At 52.1% G+C, this 23,328-nt stretch carries 23 protein-coding genes; 14 read left to right on the plus strand and 9 right to left on the minus strand.

What is annotated here, in order from left to right; genetic code table 11:
• Positions 1–19 precede the first annotated feature (19 nt).
• From SJI19_RS12785 to SJI19_RS12820, 8 genes are all read right to left on the minus strand, one after another.
• Positions 20–1,183 carry an aromatic ring-hydroxylating dioxygenase subunit alpha gene (locus SJI19_RS12785; protein WP_323478645.1) on the minus strand — a complete coding sequence of 388 codons (1,164 nt, stop codon included), beginning with the start codon at positions 1,181–1,183 and terminating at the stop codon, positions 20–22.
• Between the two features lie 174 nt (positions 1,184–1,357).
• The gene (locus tag SJI19_RS12790; RefSeq protein ID WP_323478646.1) at positions 1,358–2,416 is read right to left on the minus strand and encodes an LLM class flavin-dependent oxidoreductase; all 1,059 of its coding nucleotides are present in this window, start codon (positions 2,414–2,416) and stop codon (positions 1,358–1,360) included.
• A 40-nt stretch (positions 2,417–2,456) separates the two neighbouring features.
• Positions 2,457–3,368, minus strand: coding sequence for an amino acid ABC transporter permease (locus SJI19_RS12795; protein ID WP_323478647.1), 912 nt, complete (start codon positions 3,366–3,368; stop codon positions 2,457–2,459).
• Positions 3,369–3,555: 187 nt separating this feature from the next.
• Positions 3,556–4,335 (minus strand): amino acid ABC transporter ATP-binding protein, encoded by a 780-nt coding sequence (locus SJI19_RS12800; protein WP_323478648.1) that lies wholly within the window; start codon positions 4,333–4,335, stop codon positions 3,556–3,558.
• Between the two features lie 14 nt (positions 4,336–4,349).
• Positions 4,350–5,123: an SDR family NAD(P)-dependent oxidoreductase gene (locus tag SJI19_RS12805; RefSeq protein WP_323478649.1), complete on the minus strand. Its 774-nt coding sequence runs from the start codon at positions 5,121–5,123 to the stop codon at positions 4,350–4,352.
• Entirely contained in the window at positions 5,120–6,841 is a 1,722-nt protein-coding gene (locus SJI19_RS12810; protein ID WP_323478650.1) for an FAD-dependent oxidoreductase, read from the minus strand. Before SJI19_RS12810 ends, SJI19_RS12805 begins: the two co-directional genes overlap by 4 nt.
• Positions 6,842–6,855: 14 nt before the next feature.
• Positions 6,856–7,752 (minus strand): ABC transporter substrate-binding protein, encoded by an 897-nt coding sequence (locus tag SJI19_RS12815; RefSeq protein WP_323478651.1) that lies wholly within the window; start codon positions 7,750–7,752, stop codon positions 6,856–6,858.
• 736 nt (positions 7,753–8,488) lie between these two features.
• The gene (locus SJI19_RS12820) at positions 8,489–8,824 is read right to left on the minus strand and encodes a DUF2002 family protein (RefSeq protein ID WP_323478652.1); all 336 of its coding nucleotides are present in this window, start codon (positions 8,822–8,824) and stop codon (positions 8,489–8,491) included.
• A gap of 307 nt (positions 8,825–9,131) precedes the next feature.
• Here SJI19_RS12820 and SJI19_RS12825 point away from each other — a divergent pair, with 307 nt between their 5' ends.
• The 12 genes from SJI19_RS12825 (at position 9,132) to mprA (ending at position 20,522) form a co-directional block, all read left to right on the plus strand.
• Positions 9,132–9,446 (plus strand): DUF883 family protein, encoded by a 315-nt coding sequence (locus SJI19_RS12825; RefSeq protein WP_323478653.1) that lies wholly within the window; start codon positions 9,132–9,134, stop codon positions 9,444–9,446.
• A gap of 277 nt (positions 9,447–9,723) precedes the next feature.
• On the plus strand, positions 9,724–9,963 hold the full coding sequence (gene nrdH, locus SJI19_RS12830) for a glutaredoxin-like protein NrdH (RefSeq protein ID WP_323478654.1): 240 nt from the start codon (positions 9,724–9,726) through the stop codon (positions 9,961–9,963).
• A gap of 4 nt (positions 9,964–9,967) precedes the next feature.
• Entirely contained in the window at positions 9,968–10,381 is a 414-nt protein-coding gene (nrdI, locus tag SJI19_RS12835) for a class Ib ribonucleoside-diphosphate reductase assembly flavoprotein NrdI (protein ID WP_323478655.1), read from the plus strand.
• Between the two features lie 44 nt (positions 10,382–10,425).
• On the plus strand, positions 10,426–12,555 hold the full coding sequence (gene nrdE / locus SJI19_RS12840; RefSeq protein ID WP_323478676.1) for a class 1b ribonucleoside-diphosphate reductase subunit alpha: 2,130 nt from the start codon (positions 10,426–10,428) through the stop codon (positions 12,553–12,555).
• Positions 12,556–12,575: 20 nt separating this feature from the next.
• The gene (nrdF, locus tag SJI19_RS12845) at positions 12,576–13,547 is read left to right on the plus strand and encodes a class 1b ribonucleoside-diphosphate reductase subunit beta (protein WP_323478656.1); all 972 of its coding nucleotides are present in this window, start codon (positions 12,576–12,578) and stop codon (positions 13,545–13,547) included.
• A gap of 471 nt (positions 13,548–14,018) precedes the next feature.
• On the plus strand, positions 14,019–15,218 hold the full coding sequence (gene proV, locus SJI19_RS12850; RefSeq protein WP_323478657.1) for a glycine betaine/L-proline ABC transporter ATP-binding protein ProV: 1,200 nt from the start codon (positions 14,019–14,021) through the stop codon (positions 15,216–15,218).
• Positions 15,215–16,417: a glycine betaine/L-proline ABC transporter permease ProW gene (gene proW, locus SJI19_RS12855; protein WP_323478658.1), complete on the plus strand. Its 1,203-nt coding sequence runs from the start codon at positions 15,215–15,217 to the stop codon at positions 16,415–16,417. Before proV ends, proW begins: the two co-directional genes overlap by 4 nt.
• Positions 16,418–16,435: 18 nt before the next feature.
• On the plus strand, positions 16,436–17,440 hold the full coding sequence (proX, locus tag SJI19_RS12860) for a glycine betaine/L-proline ABC transporter substrate-binding protein ProX (RefSeq protein ID WP_323478659.1): 1,005 nt from the start codon (positions 16,436–16,438) through the stop codon (positions 17,438–17,440).
• Positions 17,441–17,619: 179 nt separating this feature from the next.
• The gene (locus SJI19_RS12865; RefSeq protein ID WP_323478660.1) at positions 17,620–18,816 is read left to right on the plus strand and encodes an MFS transporter; all 1,197 of its coding nucleotides are present in this window, start codon (positions 17,620–17,622) and stop codon (positions 18,814–18,816) included.
• Positions 18,817–18,848: 32 nt separating this feature from the next.
• Positions 18,849–19,610 carry an AzlC family ABC transporter permease gene (locus tag SJI19_RS12870; protein WP_323478661.1) on the plus strand — a complete coding sequence of 254 codons (762 nt, stop codon included), beginning with the start codon at positions 18,849–18,851 and terminating at the stop codon, positions 19,608–19,610.
• The gene (ygaH, locus tag SJI19_RS12875; RefSeq protein ID WP_323478662.1) at positions 19,607–19,954 is read left to right on the plus strand and encodes an L-valine transporter subunit YgaH; all 348 of its coding nucleotides are present in this window, start codon (positions 19,607–19,609) and stop codon (positions 19,952–19,954) included. The genes SJI19_RS12870 and ygaH overlap by 4 nt, the downstream gene beginning before the upstream one ends.
• Positions 19,955–20,003: 49 nt before the next feature.
• Positions 20,004–20,522 (plus strand): transcriptional repressor MprA, encoded by a 519-nt coding sequence (gene mprA / locus SJI19_RS12880; RefSeq protein WP_323478663.1) that lies wholly within the window; start codon positions 20,004–20,006, stop codon positions 20,520–20,522.
• Positions 20,523–20,571: 49 nt separating this feature from the next.
• Here the strand turns inward: mprA and SJI19_RS12885 are convergent, their stop codons facing one another.
• Positions 20,572–21,657: a tRNA/rRNA methyltransferase gene (locus SJI19_RS12885; RefSeq protein WP_323478664.1), complete on the minus strand. Its 1,086-nt coding sequence runs from the start codon at positions 21,655–21,657 to the stop codon at positions 20,572–20,574.
• Between the two features lie 219 nt (positions 21,658–21,876).
• Between SJI19_RS12885 and trxC the strand changes: the two genes are divergently transcribed.
• Both trxC and SJI19_RS12895 read left to right on the plus strand, forming a co-directional pair.
• A complete protein-coding gene (trxC, locus tag SJI19_RS12890) occupies positions 21,877–22,314 on the plus strand; it encodes a thioredoxin TrxC (protein WP_323478665.1) in 438 nt (145 codons plus the stop codon).
• A gap of 193 nt (positions 22,315–22,507) precedes the next feature.
• Complete coding sequence (locus SJI19_RS12895) at positions 22,508–23,215, plus strand: tRNA-uridine aminocarboxypropyltransferase (RefSeq protein WP_323478666.1); 708 nt, start codon at positions 22,508–22,510, stop codon at positions 23,213–23,215.
• The last annotated feature ends 113 nt before the right edge of the window (positions 23,216–23,328 follow it).

Consider the following 23,328-nt stretch of genomic DNA (forward strand, 5'->3'; position numbering starts at 1 on the left):
TAGGGCATTACCGCCCGCCTCAAATGCGGGTGCGAATATAATTGGCCAAATGCCAGACGGTGGTTTCCAGATGGCTCAGCCGGCCCGGCCGCGCCAGCGTGGAGAGACTTCCCCGCTGCTGCGCCGCGTTAATCGCCAGATCCTCATCGATAATCGACAGACTGTCCGCTTTCATCTTGGCAGCGGTAGCGGCGAACCCCTCCTGGGCGCTGGTTGCCTTGGATACCAGCACCAGACGGTGCCAAATCGTCATATGCTTATTGATCGGTAGTAAGGTACTAATACTCAGTCGGTCAGGATTAAGACCAATCAGGCAACTGGGATAGATCAGCATCAGATCGATCTGCCGCATATCCGTTTCATCGAAACCGGGCAGCGGGAGCAATCCTTCAGTCAGCACTTCGGACAGATCGCCGTTTTTACGCAGTGGTTGATGGCAGAAGGTCCAGCCGGGACCCGCCTCGCCAATAAAACTCAAGCGTCCCGGAAAGCTATCTTCCAGAGTAGTACGATGGACCGCCGAGTGGTGATAACACTCCATAAAGGTCTCCACCGCCATTTTCCAGTTAAATGGGCAGTCATAATCGAGCGTATAGGCCATATCCAATTCTGCGACGCTGTACTTTTCAAACAACGCATTAAGCGGTTTTAACCGCTGCGCCAGCGGCTCAAGGCCTTTGGCAAAGGTGATGAAAATCAGTCCATGGAAAATTTCGCTATTGATTTGTCTCAACCGACACTGCTTACGGTCAAAATCCGCCGCCTGGTTCATATAGGGCGCACCGACCAGATGCCCCGCCAGGTCATAGGTCCAGTTATGAAACGGGCAAACAAAGGCTTTGGCATTACCGCTACCCGAAACAATGGGTGCCCAACGATGCAGGCAAACTGCCGACATCACATTAACGCCATCGTTATCGCGGGTGATCACCAAGGGTTCATTCGCAATATCCAGGGTAAAATAATCGCCCACGTTGGGAATTTGGGATATATGACCAACAACTATCCAGTCCCCATGGAATATTTTTTCCATTTCATGGGAGAAAAACGCATCGCTATTATAGGCCGCCGGCGGCAACGTCATGGACCGACTGGCATCATCTGAACGTTGCTGTTTAATGTCATCCACAATCGTCACGCTGTCATCGACTGTACAGTCAATCCGCCGTGAATAGTCAGGCATGATGTTCTCCTCATTTAACAGATAGGTACCCGCCATTTTTACATCACCCGTGCATTGGCGTGATTCGCGCACCCTAATCACTTATTTTCATAAGCTCAGGATTTCTCTTAATCACCACTTCCGGGCAGCCAAAAACCATTTTTTATAATGATTTTTATGATAGCCAAATACAGATTAATGAATATCTACAGTGACTTTTCCGATAGCTTTTTCCAATAGCGGAATCACCTCTCGGCCGAATTTTTCCAATGATTGCCTGGCAGCTTTAATCGGCATATCTCCAAATTGGAAAAAACAATTGTAATGAGAGGGATTAATTTCAGCGACCTCGTTAATTATCCGCTCAGCAACATATTGCGCGTCACCAATAATTAAATTATCCCGTATTACCGAAGCGTCCGGCTCATCGGGAAATTTTGGCGCCTGAATAAACGCCCCGGCAGTGTTCACCGTTTTGCCATGGAGCGCGCTAATCATCCTGGCGACAAACAGCGCGCGTTCCGCCGCATCCAGTGCCGCTTTTTTGCTATCGGTCACATGGATATATTGCTGTACCGCCAAAGGCGTTGCCGCATCCATACCCGCCTCTCGCCATTGCCGCCTGGCATCTTGCGCCATCTCGATTAAACGCGGCGTACCCCGCCAGCCTGCGGTAATAAAGGGTGTTGCCTGCCAGCGGGCGAAGCGCTGCAACAAAGCGGGATTGGTGGTGGTAACGTAGAGCGGCGGCAGCGGAAGTTGCAGCGGCGTGAGGAGAAAATCGGTATCCACCCGCTCGTTATGCCAGGACAATGAGGACGCTTTGCCTTGGGTGAGTGCCGCTTCAATGAATTGCCAATGTTCCACCAATACTTTATTACGCTGTTCAACATCAAGCTGATAACGGTCAAACTCATAGGCTTGGTAACCACTGCCGATCCCCAGCACCAACCGTCCCTCGGTTAGCCGGTCTACCAAGGCGATTTCTTGTGCCAAGCGCATGGGCTGGTATAGCGGCAGGACAATAACCGCCGTACCCAACTTGATGCGCCGGCTGTATCCCGCCATATGTGCCGCCATTAATAATGGTGAAACGCTGATAGAGTAGTTAGTAAAATGATGCTCGGCAAACCAGGCGGTTTCAAACCCCAGTTCTTCTGCCAGACTCACCATTTCACGAGTATCGTTAATCACCCCTTGTATGCCGCGGGGATTATCCTGAAAAGACATTAAATTAAACAGCCCTAATTTCATAGCCATCCCCTAGTGGATAGAGACATATTTAACGCTACCGTTACGCTGTCGTATTTTTTCCTTTACGAAAATAGTTCTCTATTCGCGCCTGCAACCAACTCAATATCGTAGTGGCAACCAGGTACCAAATACACGCAACTATCAACAAAGGTATATTTTCAAAGGTCCGCGAATAAATGGATTGCACGGAATACAGCAAATCAGACAATGAAATAACACTCACCAAGGAGGTAGTTTTCAACATTCCGATAACCTGATTACCGGTGGGTGGAATAATAAAGGGAATAGCCTGCGGCAAAATAATCCGTCGTAACCACTGACCTTTATTCATTCCCAGAGCACGGGCCGCTTCTTGCTGCCCATGGTCCACCGACGCCATGCCGGCGCGAATAATTTCCGCCATATAAGCAGCTTCATTCAGACCCAACCCCAAAATAGCCGCAGTATAGGGCGTAATCAAATCATTGGTACTGCCCTGGTACAGCGTAAACACATGGGGTATTCCGATAAAAACCTCTGGATATAATGCCGCCAGGTTATACCAGAAAATCAATTGCACCAGTACCGGAGTGCCGCGAAAAAACCAGATGTAACCCGAGCTAAAGCCTGATAACAACGGATTGGTGGATAAGCGTAACGTCGCAATCGCCACACTCAGCACTATCGCCAATAACATAATCACCAGCGTCAGCCATAGGGTTACCCAAAGTCCGGCCAAAATAGTAGGTGAAAATAAATAATGCCCCACGGTCGGCCAGGCAAAATTTTCATTCATGACCATCGAATGAAGCAGCATAATCAATAATAATGCGCATACCACCACCGAAATCCAGCGCCCAGGATAACGCGTGGGTACCACAGTCATCGCATCATGGGGGAAAGCATTATCATGGCCGTCGCTGCAGGATCGCCGGTTCTGACGTAAAGCCGGGTATTGCCGATTGTCTGTCATCTTATCTCTCATTCACGCTCTCAGACTGGGAGTTAGGAGGATACGATACTAGCCTCAATATTATTAATTAATCAGTTAATTAATAATATGCGCTCGCTTTTCTGTACTGTCAATAAAAAAACAAACCAATATTTAATTTTTTAATTAAAACTTTAAATAACAAAAACAATAAGTTAGTTAAATCTTTTTATTGGGAGAGATGTTTGGCTAAAAAAGCACGGGTGCGAGGATGCTGTGGCTGATAAAACATCTCCGCCGGTGAGCTTTTTTCGATAATCGCCCCATTATCCATGAACGCGACGCTGTCGCCCACTTCGCGGGCAAACCCCATTTCGTGGGTCACCACCACCATGGTCATGCCTTCATCGGCTAAGTCGCGCATAACATCAAGCACTTCGCCTACCAACTCCGGATCCAGCGCACTGGTGGGCTCGTCAAACAACATCAAGGTGGGTTTCATCGCCAGTGCGCGGGCAATGGCGACCCGCTGCTGCTGTCCACCGGACAGTTGTGAGGGATAGGCGTTCAGGCGGTGAGACAACCCCACCCGATCCAGTAGCATCTTACCTTGCTCCAACGCCTGGTTGCGCGACACTTTGCGTACCCGTATCGGTGCTTCAATGACATTTTCCAGCGCGGTCATATGGCCAAACAAATTAAACCGTTGAAATACCATACCGATACCGGCGCGTTTATGAGCAATCTCCGACTCTTTAAGTTCAAACAGCTTGTCTCCCACCTGCCGGTAGCCCATCAACTCCCCATCAACATAAAGCGCGCCACTATCAATTTTTTCCAGATGATTAATACAGCGCAGGAAGGTCGACTTGCCAGACCCGGAAGGACCAATCAGACAGACGACCTCCCCTTGCTGAACGTCGATATCCACCCCTTTGAGAATTTCCTGGCCGTGGAAGCGCTTCACAACCTGATAAGCAGCTACCGCCGGTGTCTTGTGTGTTGCCATCGTTGTTCCTCGCTCTACCTTGTCATATACCACGTACACAGCCCACCGCCGTCCACCACCAGCATCTGGCCGGTCACATAGGCGGCACCAGGGGAAAGTAGATAACTCACCGCCGCCGCGACGTCCTCGGGCAAACCGGCCCGGCGCAACGGCAAACGCGCCACTTCGGCGGCTAACTGTGGCTCCCGGGTTTGCCAATTTTCACCTGCAGGTCGGATGGGGCCCGGGCTGACGCCATTTACCCGAATACCGTAATCCGCCCATTCAATGGCCATCTGCCGGGTCAGGTTCACCACCGCTGCCTTACTGGGTCCAAAAGCACCGGCGCCCGGATAACAGCGATGCGCCGACGCGCCGGCAATATTCACGATACTGCCCCCGCCCTGGGCGCGCATGATCTTAGCCACTTCGGTACCCACGACGAAACAGCCGGTCAGGTTGGTGGCCACCACGCGTTCCCAGGCATCATCATCCAGGTCGAGCAACGCCCCAGCGGCATTAGCACCCGCGTTGTTGACCAGCATATCTATCGAGCCAAACTGCGCGACCATGGTGCTAAGCAGGGTATTGACCTGTCGCCGGTTGCCAATATCACCATAAAAAACCTGCGCCCGCCGGCCGGTTTGGCGTATCTCCGCGACGAGCCGTTCACCCGCCGCGCGGTCATGTTTAATCAGTAATGCAATATCGGCGCCAGATTGTGCCAGCGCCAGGGAGACGGCACGACCGATACCTTTGGAGCCGCCGGTAATCAAGGCCGTGGATACGGACCGGGAAACAGGGTTCATGACAACGCCTTGATGGTGATGGCTGAGAGGGCAAGTGAGGTTATAGACGGCTCACTACGAGGAGCAACATCACCGGCAAGGGTGCGCCCACAGATATATCCCCAGGTCAGATTGGGACCGAGGGTGGTACCCGCGCCCACACCACGGGTCCCAATGGGGTTGGCCATCGCCACGCCAGCGCAAAACAGGCCGGGGATCGCATGACCGTCAAGATGGATCACCCGACCAAATTCATCGGTGCGCGGGCCACCTTTGGTCGCCAGAAAACTGCGGTTAAACGGCACGGCGATAAACGGAGCCCGCGTAATTTTCATCATGCCAGCGTGAAACCGACGATCCCCTTGCCCATGTCCACCATCCCGGTGCCGATGGAAGTCCTCATCAATACCGCGTGAGCAAAAACCGTTAAACCGTTGCAAGGTCTGTTCGAGGGTGGCCGGGTCCAGTCCTAGCTTTAGCGCCAATGCAGTGGGTGTACGCGCGGCACGCATCCATCCCCGACGGCGCAGGGCATAGCCCAGCAGTAGCGGCGCACGCCATAACACACGCGCATCAGCGATAAGCCAGGCGGGAAGCTGGCGCGGTAACTGAGCCGCGCCTTCGCGCTCATCCAAGGCCTCGCCAAGATTAAACGCGAATTCATTGGTAAAACGTACACCGTGGCGATTGACCAGGATGGCGTTCGGCTCATATTGAAAAAATACCGACAACCCATATGGCTGCCCCTCGTAACGTGTCGGTAGAGAACCACTGATATTAGCCTGATCCATATGGGCCAGCCGCGCGCCGACGGCCTGAGCCATTCGATGCCCATCGCCTTCGTTGGTTCGTGGACTGGAGATCGCATCAAATGGACCGGGAAAATGCGCCGCGCGCCGCAGTGCATCCCATTCAAAGCCGCCGCTCGCCAACACCACGCCACGATCGGCCACAACTCGGGTCAAGGATCCGTGATGGCTGTACCAGGCGCCAGTGACCGCACCGTGATCGTCGGTAATCAAATCAAGCACCCTGGCCGAGGTTTCCACCCGGCAACCCTGGGCCAGACAACCGGCCAGCAGCCCGGTAATCAACGCCGCGCCTTTGGTCCGGGTACCGCTGAGCCAGCGCCAGAGTAGGCGTGGTGCCAGTTTCACCGCCACCCTTAACGGGTGGTGGTAGATATCCTCACGGATCACTTCTTGGTAGGTATAGATCTGCGGTAGCGGCGATGGTCTGAGCGGCCAGCGGCCCTTGCCTAACACCTTGGCGCGCAACGGAGCCGGGGTAAGCATCCGACCAAACGCCTTGGCACCCACAAACGCCATCAGCGGATCCGCTTCGGGGGTCAGTTCAAAACGCAGCGGTGTATGGGCTTCAAGAAAATGCAGCATCTCGGGAGCACTATCGGCAAACTGCTGCCACAGACGATCCTCGGTGGTGTGCCAACCTTCGGGGGCAGTGGCGCGCAGATAAGCCAACGCCTCCGTTGGGCTGTCCTTTACCCCCTGTGACAACGCATGATGGTTGGCCGGTACCCATACCGCACCGCCTGACATGGCCGACGTACCGCCCAAGGTCGCGGCTTTTTCTACTATTAATACCGAAAGCCCCGCCACCGCAGCGCTTAAGGCCGCACTTAACGCCGCGCTGCCGGAACCGACCACCAGCACGTCACATAATACGGTATTATCGGCAATTGGGGTCTGGCCGACCCCAGCGGATTCGCACGTCCTCATCAATGGCACCGCGCCTATTGCATCGGACGAGTGGTGAACAGGTTGATACCCGGTTGTTCAAGCATCACCGGTTCCAAATCCCATTTTTTCATGATACGGGCATACTCGCCGTTCGCCCACAGTATCTTGAGCGCCCCCAGTAGTGACTGGGCCAGCGCCTGGTTGTCAGGTTTGACGACAATGCCCAAATAATATTTTGGCATCAGCGGCATCGTGACGGTCCGTATTGGGTGCGGGGCAACTTTTTTAATTTCGGCGGCTGCGGCAGCATCATTAAGCACAAAATCGATGCGTCCGGCATACAGTGCCAGTAGCACGGCGTCCGCCGACGGCAACGTGGTCACTTTTATGGCAGGTTTACTGTTTTTAACGCAGTTAGGTGAAAAAATGTCGCTGATGGCGTGTTCAAAATCGGTACCGGACTGCACGCCGACCTTTAACCCACACAGCGATAACGGGTCACCGACGATGCTGTGGTTGTTGGCCAGGGTATAAACTTCATTGGTGGCATAGGCATAGTTAACGAACGTTACCTGTTTTTCCCGCTCCAAACTATCGGAGATACATTCCATTGCCATATCATAACGACCGCTTTTTACCCCGGGTATCAGCCCTGCAAAATCAATAGAAACAGGATTGATCCCGACGCCAAGCACTTTGCCGATGGCATTCCACAAATCAGGCTCAAATCCCACCATGGTTTTATTATCATCGGCAAACACTTCACATGGCGGATAATGGGCGTCGGTCACTAAATTAATCACCCCCCGGGTTTTTATATTGGCCGGTAATTGCTCGTGCAGGGTAGGGTCCATGGCAATAGGCGTGGTATCCGCGGCGTATACCACGCTCCCCAGGGTCAGGCCGGCGCATAGCAGTATAGCGTGGAGCAAGGATGTTTTGATTCTCATGCGTGGAATACTCCTGAAACGTCTTGAACGGGTGTACCCGATAATGCGGGCGGTTAAACCTGTAGGCATGGTCGTAGCGCCTACGGCGACGATCCGCCGAGAAGGCGTACCGACCACCACAGTCAAGCAACTAGCGTGCCATTAATTAACTAATCAATTAATTCACTGTTCATCAGGCACACGATCACGGCTCACTGCAGCGCCGTCACCCATCGTGCGGCGGCTTATCAAACAGGACGTGTAAAACATCAGGGATAAAAGGGAAACGTGTAGCGTCGAAGATAACGCTAATCTTGTCGATAAAATGACCTATTCAGGTGCAGATGTTACAAACCTTCATCATATTAGTGCAACACACGACATTAGATGCTAATTATTCCAGATTAAATCATCATAATTAGATTTTAAATCCAACTTAATAACTAAATGTAGCATATAAACCCACTCATTCAGGTTATAGCGGATGAGTTGCATGAGTTTTAGCGAAAATGAAGCGACGCGATGGCCCCGTTGGGCAGGATAGACGAATTCGCTTAGCGGCTTGAAGACCAAGCCCAAGCAAAATCGAGAATTGCCGTACGGATGATGAAACCTGCCCAAGGAAAAACAATAATCTCTGTATAGGTTTAAAAGAAACCGGCACAGACAAAGGGGTATAGCTGCAGTATGGCTAATAGCAAAATCAGGCTAAGCAGAAACGGGCGGTGAGTGCCAGAAAATACTCCGCCCGCCGACGCTAATTAAACATTTTTTGCAAGTAATGGGTCAACGAGGCGCGGGAACAAAAACCGTGGGGAATACCATAATGGCTGTCGGGTTTTCCATGTGGATCGGCAGGGAAAACCTGATAATTATCGCTAGAACGTACCGCCGACGAGGGGGCGGCAAATAAACTGCTTTTATCTCGCAGTGCGGGATGAACGACAAGTGCGGTTCGGCCAAGTTTAGCCTCCCGATTCACATAGACATAATGCTGGCCCTTGCGGTAACCATAGCATTGCCGGGTGATATAATCTCTTTCGAAACCGGAGTTTTCCAGCTCTCTAGCGACTTCATCGGGTCTTAAAAACATTATTTGTCCTCTCTTCAGTCACAGCGAAGTGATCACAGCTAATGTAATCAGTAACGCAGCCGACCAGTAGCCATAGAGCATGATTTCGGATTAATCCAAAAAATGCGCCGCGTTGCTCCTGTCGACCGGAGGCGGCAGTCCGGACAAGGCACGAACGATGGCCGTTGCGCTGTAGGCCGGCCTTGCGCCCACCTTTATTTTCACCCCAAATCGTTCTGTAAATAAGGTTTACACAACGGCCGCTGGCCAGCAGGATGCGGTGAGATAGTCTACAGTTAAATCATCTGTAGCCGAAGGGGATAGACAAATGTTTACCAAAGTTGAAGAAAATAACCTGCAGCGAGAAGTTAAAGACGATGTTTCTCTGTTAGCAGACACTTTAGATGAATTGCTCAGTGCGTCTGAAAAAACCACTAAAGAACAACTGGACGTTTTGCGCAGCAAAGCAAAAGACGTATTGAAAGAGACACGCTCTCGCGCCAGTGGTACCAGTCGTATCAGTCAGTATGCCCGTGAAACCGCAGTTCAGACCAAGGATTATGTGGTTGATAAACCGTGGCAAAGTCTGGGTATCACCGCGGCACTCGGTATTGTACTGGGCGTATTGTTGTCACGCCGTTAAGCTTGCCTGCATGTCGCTACTGATTCACCGCCCCGAATTGAATCGGTAGCCCGCTAAGCAACTATCAGATAACCCACGTCCCCCCAAGGACGTGGGTTTTTTTGTGGTCATTCACGCGCGGTTAAAAGACAGGATCGTGCACTTACTCCTATATATTGTGTGGTTGATAATAATTATTACTACATCTAGTATTAACTTACTTTTTACGCGACCTGTCATTCCACGATAATGCGTGCTGTTAGCACCCTATTGATAACACAAGAGGTGAATACGAATCATGACTATTACTGTTTACACAAAACCTGATTGTGTGCAATGTCACGCCACCTGCCGCGCACTGACTCGCAAAGGGATCGGCTACCGGTTGGTTAATTTGCTTGCCGATAAGCAAGGGCTGGAACACGTTAAATCCCTGGGATACCAGCAGGTCCCGGTGGTGCAAACCGCGACCGATCACTGGTGCGGGTTCAGACCGGATAAAATTAATCAATTAGCCGACACGATGATGGACGCTTAACGCGATGGCCGCGGCTCCCCCATTACTGGTCTATTTTTCCAGCAGTTCGGAGAATACGCATCGGTTCGTTAATAAACTGGCATTGCCCGCGCTGCGTATTCCTTTGGCACCCAGCCAACGTCTAGCGCTAGACCGTCCCTATATTTTAATTGTTCCCAGCTACGGCGGCGGCGGCGAACGTGGTGCCGTGCCGCATCAAGCTATCCGTTTTCTTAATGATACAACCAACCGATCCTGGATCCGTGGCGTCATCGGGGCCGGTAACCGGAATTTTGGTCAGGCATTTTGCTTGGCGGCTGCGTTAATCGCCAGCAAGTGCCAGGTTCCTTATCTGTATCGTTTTGAACTGTTGGGCACCCCGCAAGACGTGACGTTGGTACACCAAGGAGTAACCGAATTTTGGCTTCACTATCGATAACATCATCAGCAGCAACAGTACCGGCAATAATCTCACCCGATGCCATGATGCTGCCAGGTCAGACGCCGGCGGATTATCACGCGTTGAACGCGATGCTCAACCTCTACGATGAGCATGGCTTGATCCAGTTTGATAAGGATCGCTCGGCCATCGCGCGTTATGTCGAACAACATGTGATACCCAATACCCGCCAATTTCCGTCCCAGCAGGCACGGTTACGCTATCTGGTGGATGAGGGTTATTACGACGCGGCAGTCTTAACACCCTACCCGCAAGAGGTCATCTCCGCCTTGTTTGCTCAAGCCGATGCCCGGCATTTTCATTTCCAGACGTTTATGGGCGCATTGAAGTTTTATACTAGCTACACCCTGAAATCCTTTGATGGCAAACAGTACCTGGAACGCTTCGAGGATCGGGTCTGCATGGTGGCGTTAACCCTGGCTGCCGGCGACGGCGCGCTGGCGTCACGGCTGGTGGATGAAATGTTGTCTGGCCGGTTTCAGCCGGCGACACCCACGTTTCTCAACTGCGGCAAGCAGCAGCGCGGCGAGTATGTCTCCTGTTTCCTATTGCGCATTGAAGACAACATGGAATCCATCGGCCGTTCAGTCAACGCCGCGCTGCAACTATCAAAACGTGGCGGTGGCGTGGCGTTTATGCTGACCAATCTACGCGAGGCCGGGGCACCGATAAAACGTATTGAAAATCAGTCCTCCGGCGTCGTGCCTGTGATGAAAATGCTGGAGGATGCCTTCTCCTATGCTAACCAATTGGGCGCCCGCCAAGGAGCCGGGGCGGTTTATCTTCATGCCCATCATCCCGATATTATGCGTTTTCTTGATACCAAACGGGAAAACGCGGATGAAAAGATCCGCATTAAAACCTTGTCTCTGGGCGTGGTGATACCCGATATCACCTTTGAATTGGCACGAGATAACCAGCCGATGTTTCTTTTTTCGCCCTATGATGTGGAGCGGGTTTACGGTCAGCCGTTTTCGCAAATCAGTATTAGCGAGAAGTACCATGAGATGGCGGCGGATTCACGCATTCGCAAAACCACCCTTGATGCCCGGTTCTTTTTCCAGACACTGGCGGAAATCCAATTCGAATCGGGATACCCCTATATGGTGTTTGAGGATACCGTCAACCGGGCTAACCCTATCGATGGCCGGATCAATATGAGTAACTTGTGTTCGGAGATCCTGCAGGTTAACAGCGCCACGGAGTATAACGAAGATCTTAGCTATCGGCGGGTAGGCCATGATATTTCCTGCAATCTTGGCTCGTTGAATATCGCGCACGCCATGGATGAGCCTGATTTGGGCCGGACGGTGGACACCGCGATCCATGCGCTCACCGCCGTCTCCGATATGAGCCGGATTGACGCGGTACCCTCCATCGTCAAGGGTAATGACCACTCTCATGCCATCGGCCTTGGCCAGATGAATCTGCACGGTTACCTGGCGCGTGAGCATATTTATTACGGATCTGAAGAAGGCGTGGATTTCACCAATATGTATTTCTACGCCATCACCTATCATGCGCTACGCGCCTCCAATCGGCTGGCGATTGAGCGTGGCACCGCCTTCGGCGGTTTTGCCCGTTCCCGCTATGCGTCCGGAGACTATTTTCGTCCTTATGTTGAACAGCAATGGCAACCCTGTACCGAGCGGGTACGTATGCTGTTTGCCAACGCGGCCATCACCCTGCCCAGCCAGCAAGATTGGCTGGCGTTGCGCGATTCGGTGATGGCTCACGGTCTGTATAACCAGAATCTGCAGGCGGTGCCGCCAACCGGCTCCATCTCCTACATTAATCACGCCACCTCAAGTATTCATCCCATTGTGTCGCGAATTGAAATTCGTAAAGAGGGTAAAACCGGGCGGGTATACTATCCCGCACCCTATATGGATAATGACAATCTGCGTTACTACCAGGATGCCTACGATATCGGTCCGGAAAAAATCATCGATACCTATGCCGCCGCTACACGCCATGTGGATCAGGGATTATCGTTGACCCTGTTTTTCCGCGATACCACGACCACCCGCGATATCACCAAAGCGCAGATTTATGCCTGGAAAAAAGGTATCAAGACTCTGTACTACATACGTATACGTCAAATGGCGCTCGAAGGTACCGAAGTCGCCGGCTGCGTCTCATGTGCGCTGTAAAGCTAACGGAGAATATAATCATGAAGCCCCCTATTCACCGCCCCATCGTACGGGCCGTTAACTGGAATCGAATTGAGGATGATAAAGACCTCGAGGTATGGAATCGCCTGACGACTAATTTTTGGCTGCCGGAAAAGCTTCCTTTATCCAATGACCTGCCATCCTGGAATACATTATCATCCCAGGAACAGCAGTTAACGATTCGGGTATTTACCGGATTGACACTGCTCGACACGGTACAGAATACCGTTGGCGCACCGGCCCTAATGGCTGATGCCACAACCTCACATGAAGAAGCCGTGTTCTCTAATATCAGCTTTATGGAGGCGGTACATGCCCGCTCTTATAGCTCAATATTCTCTACGCTGTGTCCCATGGCAGAGGTGGATGAAGCGTACCGCTGGAGCGAGCATAATGCGGCATTGCAAAATAAGGCCCACCTGATTTTACAACATTATTACCATGACGATCCGCTAGCGAAAAAAGTCGCCAGTGTGTTTTTAGAGTCTTTTCTATTTTATTCCGGCTTCTATTTACCCATGTATTATTCAAGTCGAGCAAAACTCACCAATACAGCAGATCTGATTAGGTTGATTATTCGGGATGAAGCGGTGCATGGGTATTACATCGGTTATAAATTCCAGCGCGCTCTGGAACGCAGCTCCGGCGAACGGCGCCAGCACATCAAGACCTTCGCTTATGACCTGCTGCAAGACCTGTATGAGAACGAATTGGTGTACAGCGCTCAGTTGTATGATGGGGTCGGCTGGACCGATGACGTAAAGGCTTTTTTGCACTACAATGCCAATAAGGCCTTGATGAACCTAGGTTACGAGGCGCTATTTCCCGCTGAGGAAACCCAGGTTAATCCGGAAATTCTGGCGGCCTTATCACCCAACGCCGATGAAAATCACGATTTTTTCTCCGGTTCGGGGTCGTCCTATGTGGTAGGACGAGCAGTCAGTACTGAAGACGAGGATTGGGATTTTTGATAGTTTATCCGGGGGATAAATTGCCCCCGAAATGGGTTTTTATATTGATATAAAACAAAGAAAATACAATTAATTATTCCTTACCCACTATTTATCCTTTATTCCCTCATTATCACCTACTTGATCTTTTCAATATTTATTATATTATTACTCTATGTCATTTTACCCAACATTATCCCCTATGATACTGGATCCACATGATGGTTAACATGAATTCACACTCATCACATAGCACAAAACACCAGTTTAACGAGTAAATAATAATAATAAAAATGATGATGGTGATTATTTGCCTAACCCCTTGTACCACCGTGACCTTATCGTAAAAATGCCGACAATGGGCCGGCCACATATACTCTGGATAACGTGCATGGGGTTGTCTAAAAGGCTCAGTATGGTAGGATATACAGCGTTTCTATTTAGCAGAACCTCTAAAAATATTAGAAAACCATACAGGAAATTGATAATTGCATGGCTGTTAAACTTGAAGTAAAAAATCTTTATAAAATATTTGGCGAGCACCCTGAGCGTGCTTTCAAGCTGATAAAAAAAGGGTATGACAAGGATAAAATATTTGCCAAAACCGGTCTGACGGTTGGGGTAAAAGATGCCAATCTGGCCATTGAAGAAGGCGAAATATTTGTCATCATGGGATTATCCGGCTCCGGGAAATCCACTATGGTACGCCTTCTCAATCGTCTGATAGAACCCACCCGCGGTGATGTATTGATAGATGGCGAAAATATCGCAACAATATCAGATAAAGCCCTGCGTGACGTTCGCCGTAAAAAAATCAGTATGGTATTCCAATCCTTTGCTTTGATGCCGCATTTGAATGTGTTGGATAATACCGCGTTTGGCATGATGCTGGCGGGAATGCCACAGGAAGAACGCCACGCAAAAGCACTGGAAGCACTGTCTCAGGTTGGTCTGGCGACCCATGCGCAGTCCTGGCCTGACGAGCTTTCCGGTGGTATGCGCCAACGGGTAGGCTTGGCGCGAGCTTTGGCCATCAATCCGGATATCCTGTTGATGGATGAAGCTTTTTCTGCCCTGGATCCCCTGATCCGCGCCGAAATGCAGGATGAACTGGTTAAGCTGCAAGCCCGCCACCAACGTACCATTGTCTTTATTTCCCATGATCTAGACGAAGCAATGCGCATCGGCGATCGCATCGCCATTATGCAGGGTGGCGAGGTTATTCAGATCGGCACACCGGACGAAATTCTAAAAAATCCGGCCAATGAATATGTTCGTACCTTCTTTAGTGGTGTGGACGTGAGTCATGTGTTCAGTGCCAAGGATATCGCCCGTCGTCGTCCAGTGGCGCTGATTCGCAAAACGCCAGGTTTCGGCCCGCGCTCTGCCCTCAAGTTATTGCAAGATGAAGATCGTGAATTTGGCTATGTGTTAGAACGCGGGCAAAAATTTATCGGCGTAGTTTCTATCGAATCCTTGGAAACTGCCCTTGCCGGCAATCTGACACTAGAGCAAGCACTGCTCGAGAGCCCCGCACCGGTGCCCGGAGATACACCTCTGAGCGAACTGATTTCCACCGTGGCTACGGCACCTTGCGCCGTCCCAGTGGTGGGCGAGGATAATCTGTACCTCGGGATCATTTCGAAAGGTATGTTGTTACAGGCACTAGACAAAGAAGGGGGTGAACAATGAGTAAACCAACAGTGAATGCTTTACCCGACACCTCGCCAGCACAGCAGCTTCTGGATGGCCATGCGGCGCACCAGGCGGCCTCTACTGCCGCGGCAAATCCCTGGAGCACAACAGTCCAAACCACCCCTGACGTAGTCGTCCATGCGACACAACAGGCCGCCGCTACACCAGCAGCCAATGCCTGGGGCACAGCCGCGCAAACCGGATCCGATGCAGTCCATGCCGTACAGCCCAACACCGATTGGCTTAATAGCGGCGTCGCACCGGCTCCGGAACATTTTAATTTGCTTGACCCGTTTCATCATACCCTGATCCCACTTGATTCATGGGTGACCACCGGCATTGACTGGGTGGTATTGCATTTTCGCCCGCTGTTCCAGGGCATACGGGTACCGGTAGACTTTATTCTCAGCGGTTTTCAGCATCTGCTGCTGGGCATGCCAGCGCCGGTCGCCATTTTGCTCTTCGCGCTGATAGCATGGCAAATGTCCAGCCTGGGTATGGGTGCCGCCACGCTGGTGTCATTAGTTATCATCGGTGCCATCGGGGCCTGGTCACAGGCCATGGTGACGCTGGCGTTAGTGCTCACGTCGTTGCTGTTTTGCGTACTGATAGGGTTGCCAATGGGTATTTGGCTAGCGCGCAGCGAAGGCGCGGCCAAAATCATACGACCATTACTTGACGCCATGCAAACCACACCGGCGTTTGTCTATCTGGTGCCGATTGTCATGTTGTTCGGTATCGGCAACGTACCGGGGGTAGTGGTGACCATTATCTTCGCCTTACCGCCAGTGATTCGCCTGACTATCTTGGGCATCAAACAGGTGCCAGAAGATTTGATCGAAGCTGCGGAGGCGTTTGGCACCAGCCCAAGTCAACTGCTGTTTAAAGTGCAACTGCCGCTGGCAATGCCAACCATTATGGCCGGGATTAACCAAACGCTGATGTTGGCACTTTCCATGGTGGTTATCGCCTCGATGATCGCCGTAGGCGGGCTGGGACAAATGGTGTTGCGCGGCATTGGCCGTCTGGACATGGGACTGGCCACCATCGGTGGCGCCGGCATTGTCATTTTGGCTATCATCCTCGACCGTTTGACGCAGTCACTGGGTCGGGATCAACGTAGCCGCGGTAACCGCCGCTGGTACGCCAGCGGACCAATAGGATTGTTGATCCGCCCTTTTACCAAAAAAGCTTAACTTCAAATAGGAAAACTTATGCATAAGACAGGAATTTTGGCCCTCGCACTGACCAGTGTTTTGGCCGTGCCGGCCTCATTTGCAGCCGATCTACCGGGTAAAGGCATTACCGTTCAGCCTTTGCAAAGTACCGTTGCTGAAGAAACGTTCCAGACACTGTTGGTCAGCAAGGCCTTGACCAAGATGGGTTACACGGTTAAGCCGACCCGCGAAGTTGCCTACAACGTGGCTTATACGTCCATTTCCTCGGGTGATGCGACCTTTATGACGGTGAATTGGGATCCGCTGCATAATGACCAATATAACGCTGCGGGCGGAGACAAGAAGTTCTACCGCGAAGGTACCTATATCACCGGGGCGGCCCAGGGTTATCTGATCGACAAAAAAACCGCTGATAAATACCATATCACCACCATCGACCAGCTTAAGGATCCTAAACTGGCCAAACTGTTCGATGCCAACGGTGACGGTAAAGCCGATCTTGCCGGCTGCACCCCTGGCTGGGGCTGCGAAGCGGTTATCAACCATCAGATCGTGGCATATGGCCTATCCAAGACCGTGGAACACAATCAGGGCAACTATGCGGCCATCATCGCCGATACCCTGGCCCGCTATAAGGAAGGTAAACCGATCCTGTACTACACGTGGACACCTTATTGGCTGAGCAACGTACTGGTCCCGGGCCGCGATGTTGTCTGGTTGCAGGTGCCGTTCTCATCACTGCCAGGCGCACAGAAAGGCATTGACACTAAACTGCCTAACGGTGCCAATTATGGTTTCCCAGTCAATTCTATGCACATTGTGGCCAATAAAGTCTGGGCAAAAGCCAACCCTGCTGCAGCCAAACTGTTCGCCATCATGAAACTCCCTATTGCTGATGTGAACGCGCAAAACATGCGTATGCATGACGGTGAAGCGTCGCCAGCGGATATTGAACGCCAGACCGACGGCTGGATTGCCGCGCATCAGGCGTTGTTTGACGGTTGGGTTAAAACTGCAGAAGCCGCAGCGACCAAGTCGTAATACGTTATTAATACGTTATTAATACGTTATTAATACGCCATTAATACGCCATTAATACGCCCGGCGCGCCGAGAAAATGCGCAATAACCGGACGTGGGATAAAACGAGGGGCATTCGCCCCTCGTTTTTTATGTGCTGATGAGGAATAATGGCCTCCCGATTGGTAAGCAGACTCATTGATGAAAACAAAAACAGACCATCCAAGTTTAAGTCCAGCATTAATCATTGTTATGGCGATAGCTACCGGGCTGTCAGTCGCCAGTAATTATTATGCCCAGCCGTTGCTTGAGACCATAGCCCAGTCCTACCACCTCTCTGTCAACCAGGCTGGATTCATCGTTACTGCGGCGCAGTTGGGTTATGCCTGCGGTCTGATGTTTATTGTTCCTTTGGGAGATAAATTCGAACGCCGCAGTATGATCGTCATCATGACGCTATTATCTGCCGCCGGTCTGTTGGTTACCGCGTCCTCGGGCAGCCTGTGGATGATGATACTCGGTACCGCCATGACCGGGCTGTTCTCGGTCGTAGCGCAGATTCTAGTACCCCTGGCGGCGACGCTCGCCGATCCAGCCAAGCGCGGCAAAGTGGTGGGTATGATCATGAGCGGCCTGCTGCTCGGCATCCTGCTGGCCCGCACCGTGTCCGGCGCACTGGCCACCATGGGAGGATGGCGTACCGTTTATTGGTTCGCCAGCGCGTTGATGATTATCATGGCCTTGATCCTTTGGCTGGCACTACCGCGTTATAAACAGTATTCAGATTTAAACTATCCGCAGTTGCTGATTTCGATTTTCCGCATCTATTTTGCCACGCCGATGTTACGCACCCGCGCATTAATTGGCTGCGTGTCCTTTGCCAGCTTCAGTAATCTATGGACATCCATGGCATTTTTGCTGGCGGCGGGACCGTTTCATTTTTCCGAGGCCAAAATCGGCCTGTTCGGCCTGGTCGGGGCGGCAGGTGCATTGATTGCGTCGCGGGCCGGGCAGTTGGCTGACCGAGGCAAAGCCAAAACCACCACCCGCTATGGCCTACTGCTGTTACTGGTTTCATGGGCCTTCATTTGGTACGGTCAATATCAGATTATCTCTTTGATTATCGGGATTATTTTTCTTGATATGGCCGTGCAGGGTGTGCATATTACCAACCAGAGCGTGATTTATCGCCGGATGCCACAGGCACGTAACCGACTGACCTCAGGTTATATGACCAGCTATTTTGTCGGCGGGGCATTAGGATCGCTGATTTCCGCCTCGGCTTTCTCGATGGCTGGCTGGACCGGCGTATGCGTGGCGGGTGGGATCTTAGGCCTGCTTAATCTGCTGATATGGCTGCGTGGACAACATTATGAAGACAATGGCGTAACGGCCTGACGTCAGGTTGCTACCACAGGGAGGTCAGTCTCATGGACAGTCGGCGCACCACGTTGGTACCGCAGACACAATGGCACCAGGCCTCCTTTCGCGAAGGAGTATTCGATAGTTTACCCATCGTCATCGGCTATCTGCCGGTGGCTTTCGCTTTTGGTGTTAATGCGGTCAAACTGGGCTTCACACCCTTGGAAAGCCTGTTTATTTCTTGCATTATTTACGCAGGCGCCAGTCAGTTCGTGATCACCGCCCTGCTCAGTGCAGGGATATCACTTTGGGTGGCCGCGCTTACCGTCATGGCCATGGATATGCGCCATTTACTCTATGGTCCTACCCTACGCCACCGCATCGTCGGTAAATTATCCCGGGGTAAAACCGCACTCTGGGCCTTTGGACTGACGGACGAAGTCTTCTCTGCGGCGATCGCCAAATTAACCAAGGATAACCGCCGCTGGTCGGAAGACTGGATGATTGGCATCGCTTCATGCGCCTGGATTTCATGGGTCATTGGCACCGCCCTGGGTGCGTTATGCGGCAATGGCCCACTGGACGCCTACCCAGCAGTGGAAGCCGCGCTGTCTTTTATGCTACCGGCGCTGTTCCTGAGTTTTCTGCTTGCGGCGTTCCAGCGGCGACAGAGTATGATTTTAGTGTCAGCCCTGACAGGTTCCCTGGCAGGATTGCTGTTGATGTCAATTCCAATGGCCATTCTGGCCGGTATCGGTGGGGGATGCCTGGGAGCGCTGCTCCGTCCCTGGATTGACCGCCAGAGCGATACGGATAAGGGGCACTCGTGAATAGCACTGTAATATTGATTGGTTTGGTGGTGGGTGCCGCGAATTATGGCTTTCGTTACATCCCGTTGCGCTTTAGCAGAATGCCTAGGCAAACAAACGCTACCGGCAACTGGGTCACCAGAATAGTAGATGGTATCGGGATTGCGTCAATCTGTTCGCTACTGGTGGTCTCTAGCGTACCGAGCGTCATGCACGATAGCGATAAACTGCTGCCAACGTTGGTGGGTTTTGCGGTGCTGACGATCTGTTATTATCAATCCCGCAGTATCGTTCTTGCGACGCTGGCTGGAGCACTGAGTTTTGGTTTAGTGTATAAATTTTTCGTCATCACAATATTTACTTAAGTGATTACATTAGTTATTATACCTACAGAAACTAATGAGGCCAATACTAATGGATAGCTCCTTCACTCCCATTGAACACATGATAGCGTTACGGGCCCAGCGTCGGCCGGACTTTCCTTTTCAAGAAATCCTGTTGACCCGTCTTTGTATGCATATGCAGGGTAAACTGCTGGAAACCCGCAACCGCATGCTAAAGGCTCAAGGCATTAACGAAACGCTGTTTATGGCGCTAATGACCCTGGAGTCGCAGGAAAATCATAGTATTCAACCTTCCGAGCTGAGTTCCGCGCTAGGATCGTCGCGCACCAACGCCACACGTATCGCTGATGAGTTGGAAAAACGTGGCTGGATTGAGCGCAAAGAGAGTGAAAATGATCGCCGCTGCCTGCATTTAAAACTCACTGCGGCCGGAGAAGCCTTTCTCAACAAGCTATTACCACCGCAGCATCAATGCTTGGTTTCCCTCTGGTCCACTCTCGACCAAAACGAACAAAAACAACTGGAAATTCTCACCCGCAAACTGCTTGGTAAACTCGACGAATTGATGGTAGAAGACGAGTTGGTGTAACCGTCAAATACCGCTACCGCCCCTTGGGCGACAGCGGCGTTTTACGATCTCAGGCTGGCTGATTATTTTGCCGCCACCATTCTGCTAACAAAATCCCCGTCGCCACCGAAACATTCAGGCTTTCCACCCGTCCGGTACCGCCGATGGAAACCGCCATATCCGTTTGCGCCACAATCTCCGACGACAACCCTCTGCGCTCCTCACCCAGCACCAGCACCATTTTCTGCGGCATCTTGGCTTGGGAGAGTGCGACACCATTATGGCTGGATGTCGTGACAATGGTATAACCCGCCTGACGGAACAGTGCCAGGTCGTTAATCAAGTCATCGGTGTGAATGGCGCTGATATGCTCTGCGCCACCTTCCGCGGTGCGCACCGCAGCACCAGACTCCAATGCGGCACTGTCGCTGGTCATCACGCCACGCACACCAAAATGCGCACAACTGCGCAATATAGCACCAAGATTATGCGGATTGGAGACATCTTCCAATGCCAGGACACAATCCTTATTACCGGTCTGTTGTAAATAGAGTGCTGCATCCAGGCCAATGCGTTTTTTGATCAGAAAACAGACCCCTCCGTGATGTTCAGTGCCGGAGGCCAATGCAAGCTCTTCCTCTTCCACGACATGATAAGCCTTGCGGTTAGCGGCCATCCAGCGCAGGGCATCACGGAATCGAGGGGTGACGGATTGAACGAACCACGCACGAACGATAGAATCAGGACGGCTTTTAAATAGCGCTTGGCAGGCATTTTCACCGTAAACTCGCGTTTCTTCCGCCCGCTGGCGACGCAGTTGATCGGGATCGATCAGGCTTTTGCCGCTGATCCCACCATGGTCAGCTTCAGCCGGCCGTTCGTCGTTTTGGTATAGCGTTTTCCAGGGGGAGTCAGGCGAGGTCGAGGGTCTATCACGGCGAGGGGCCGGCCGTCCCGTGCGATCGTCAGGTTTATCATGACGTGGACGCCCCTCTCCCCGACGTGGTGCTTCGCCGCGAGGTGCATCACTACGCCGATCGCGGCCATCGCGCCCGGATGCAGAAGGGTTGGCAGGACGACGAGGTTTTTCCTCTTCGTCTTTGCGCACATACATGATACGGACCTTACCGTTTTTACCTTTTAACGAATCGCTCATTTGTCTCTCCACCCGAGTACTGGGCGCGAAGATTACCTGATCTGGCCCTTTTTAGCTACCGGGTTGGCGTTAAAAGCCAGCAACAATCGAAGCCATCGGATAAACCGTTTTGTCACGCGCGATTTCTTTAACCATACTTTAGATTAATGATTTGATAAAGCGTGGATCTGATTGCTCTTGGGTCAAGGGTCCTTTTTTTCCACTACCAGAGGCCATTGTATGAATACGGTATGTGCATCCTGTCTGGCGACCAACCGTCTGCCAGAAAATAAGATGAATGACAGCGCAAAATGCGGGCGCTGCGGCGAGCCGCTACTCGACGGCAAGGTTGTTCACGCCACCACACAAACCCTGGATAAATTACTGCAGGATGATTTGCCGGTAGTGGTAGATTTTTGGGCACCCTGGTGCGGTCCCTGCGTGGGTTTCGCGCCGGTGTTCGAGGCGGTGGCGGTGGAACGCGGCAATACGGTGCGTTTCGTGAAAGTGAATACCGAGGCTGAACCACAGCTTGCGACCCGCTTTGCGATTCGCAGCATCCCCACGATGATGATGTTCAAGCACGGCAAGCCTGTAGACTCTTTGCATGGTGCCGTGCCGAAAAGCCCATTTGACCAATGGCTTGATGAAGGGCTGTCCATTCCTAGCGCGTCATAATCCGGCAGCCTCTCGGCGGTTGCCTCCCCCGATTTACGGGTAAACCGCCGAAGCCCTGCGCCCTTTGCCCACCGGCGATGAGCACAGTTCTTGCCCCAACAGGGTTTGCTACGCTCGACGTTGCTACTCAAAAAAAAAAGTCTATTTTCCCCGCCCGCTCGCGTAAACTCTCTCTTTTACGTTGAGCCTGCTCATGAAACACAATGCCGTCTTGGCGTTACGCCAACATCGTCTCGATCGGGCCACCCGACCTTATCGTGCCCGCGGTTGCCGAGTACTCCGCTGCGAGGGCTGTCTATTACCGCAGACACTTTGTCTGTGTGACCAGATTATCCCCAGTCAGGCGTTATGCCGTTTTTGCCTGATTATGTTTGACGCCGAACCGTTAAAACCGAGTAATACGGGTCGCCTGATTGCTGATATTCTGCCGGATACCCAGGCTTTTATCTGGTCGCGCACCAACGTCGATCCGGCGCTACTGGCCGCGATTGCCGATCCCACCCGCCAACCCTACGTGGTTTTTCCGGCACACAACGCCGGCCCCAATCGACGGGTGATGAACCACATCGACATCAATGGCAAGCCGCCGCTGTTTATCATGTTGGACGGCACATGGCCAGAAGCCGGTAAGATGTTTCGTAAAAGTCCCTATTTAGCCGCGTTACCCATTTTGTCCCTTGACCTGGCGAGCGTTTCCGCTTATCGCCTGAGGGAGTCCCACGGCGAGGGCCACCACTGTACCGCCGAAGTCGCCGCCACACTGCTGCACCAAGCCGGTGACCATGCGGCAGCGTGCAGTTTGGATGCGTATTTTGCGCTGTTTTGCCGTCGTTATCTGGCGGGCAAGTCGCATCACAACAGCGTGCAAATATCTTCCGCCGTCACAACACCCCCGGTCTAAAGCGCCTACACTTATCCCTGTCATAGTTCGAATCGCGGCAATACCAACGCATCTGCAAGGTGGAGTATGGCGGCACACCTTAAATAATTCGCGTAGCGGGAAGGCGGAGATAC

Source organism: Acerihabitans sp. TG2 (assembly GCF_035013185.1).
Classification (GTDB): domain Bacteria; phylum Pseudomonadota; class Gammaproteobacteria; order Enterobacterales; family Enterobacteriaceae; genus Acerihabitans.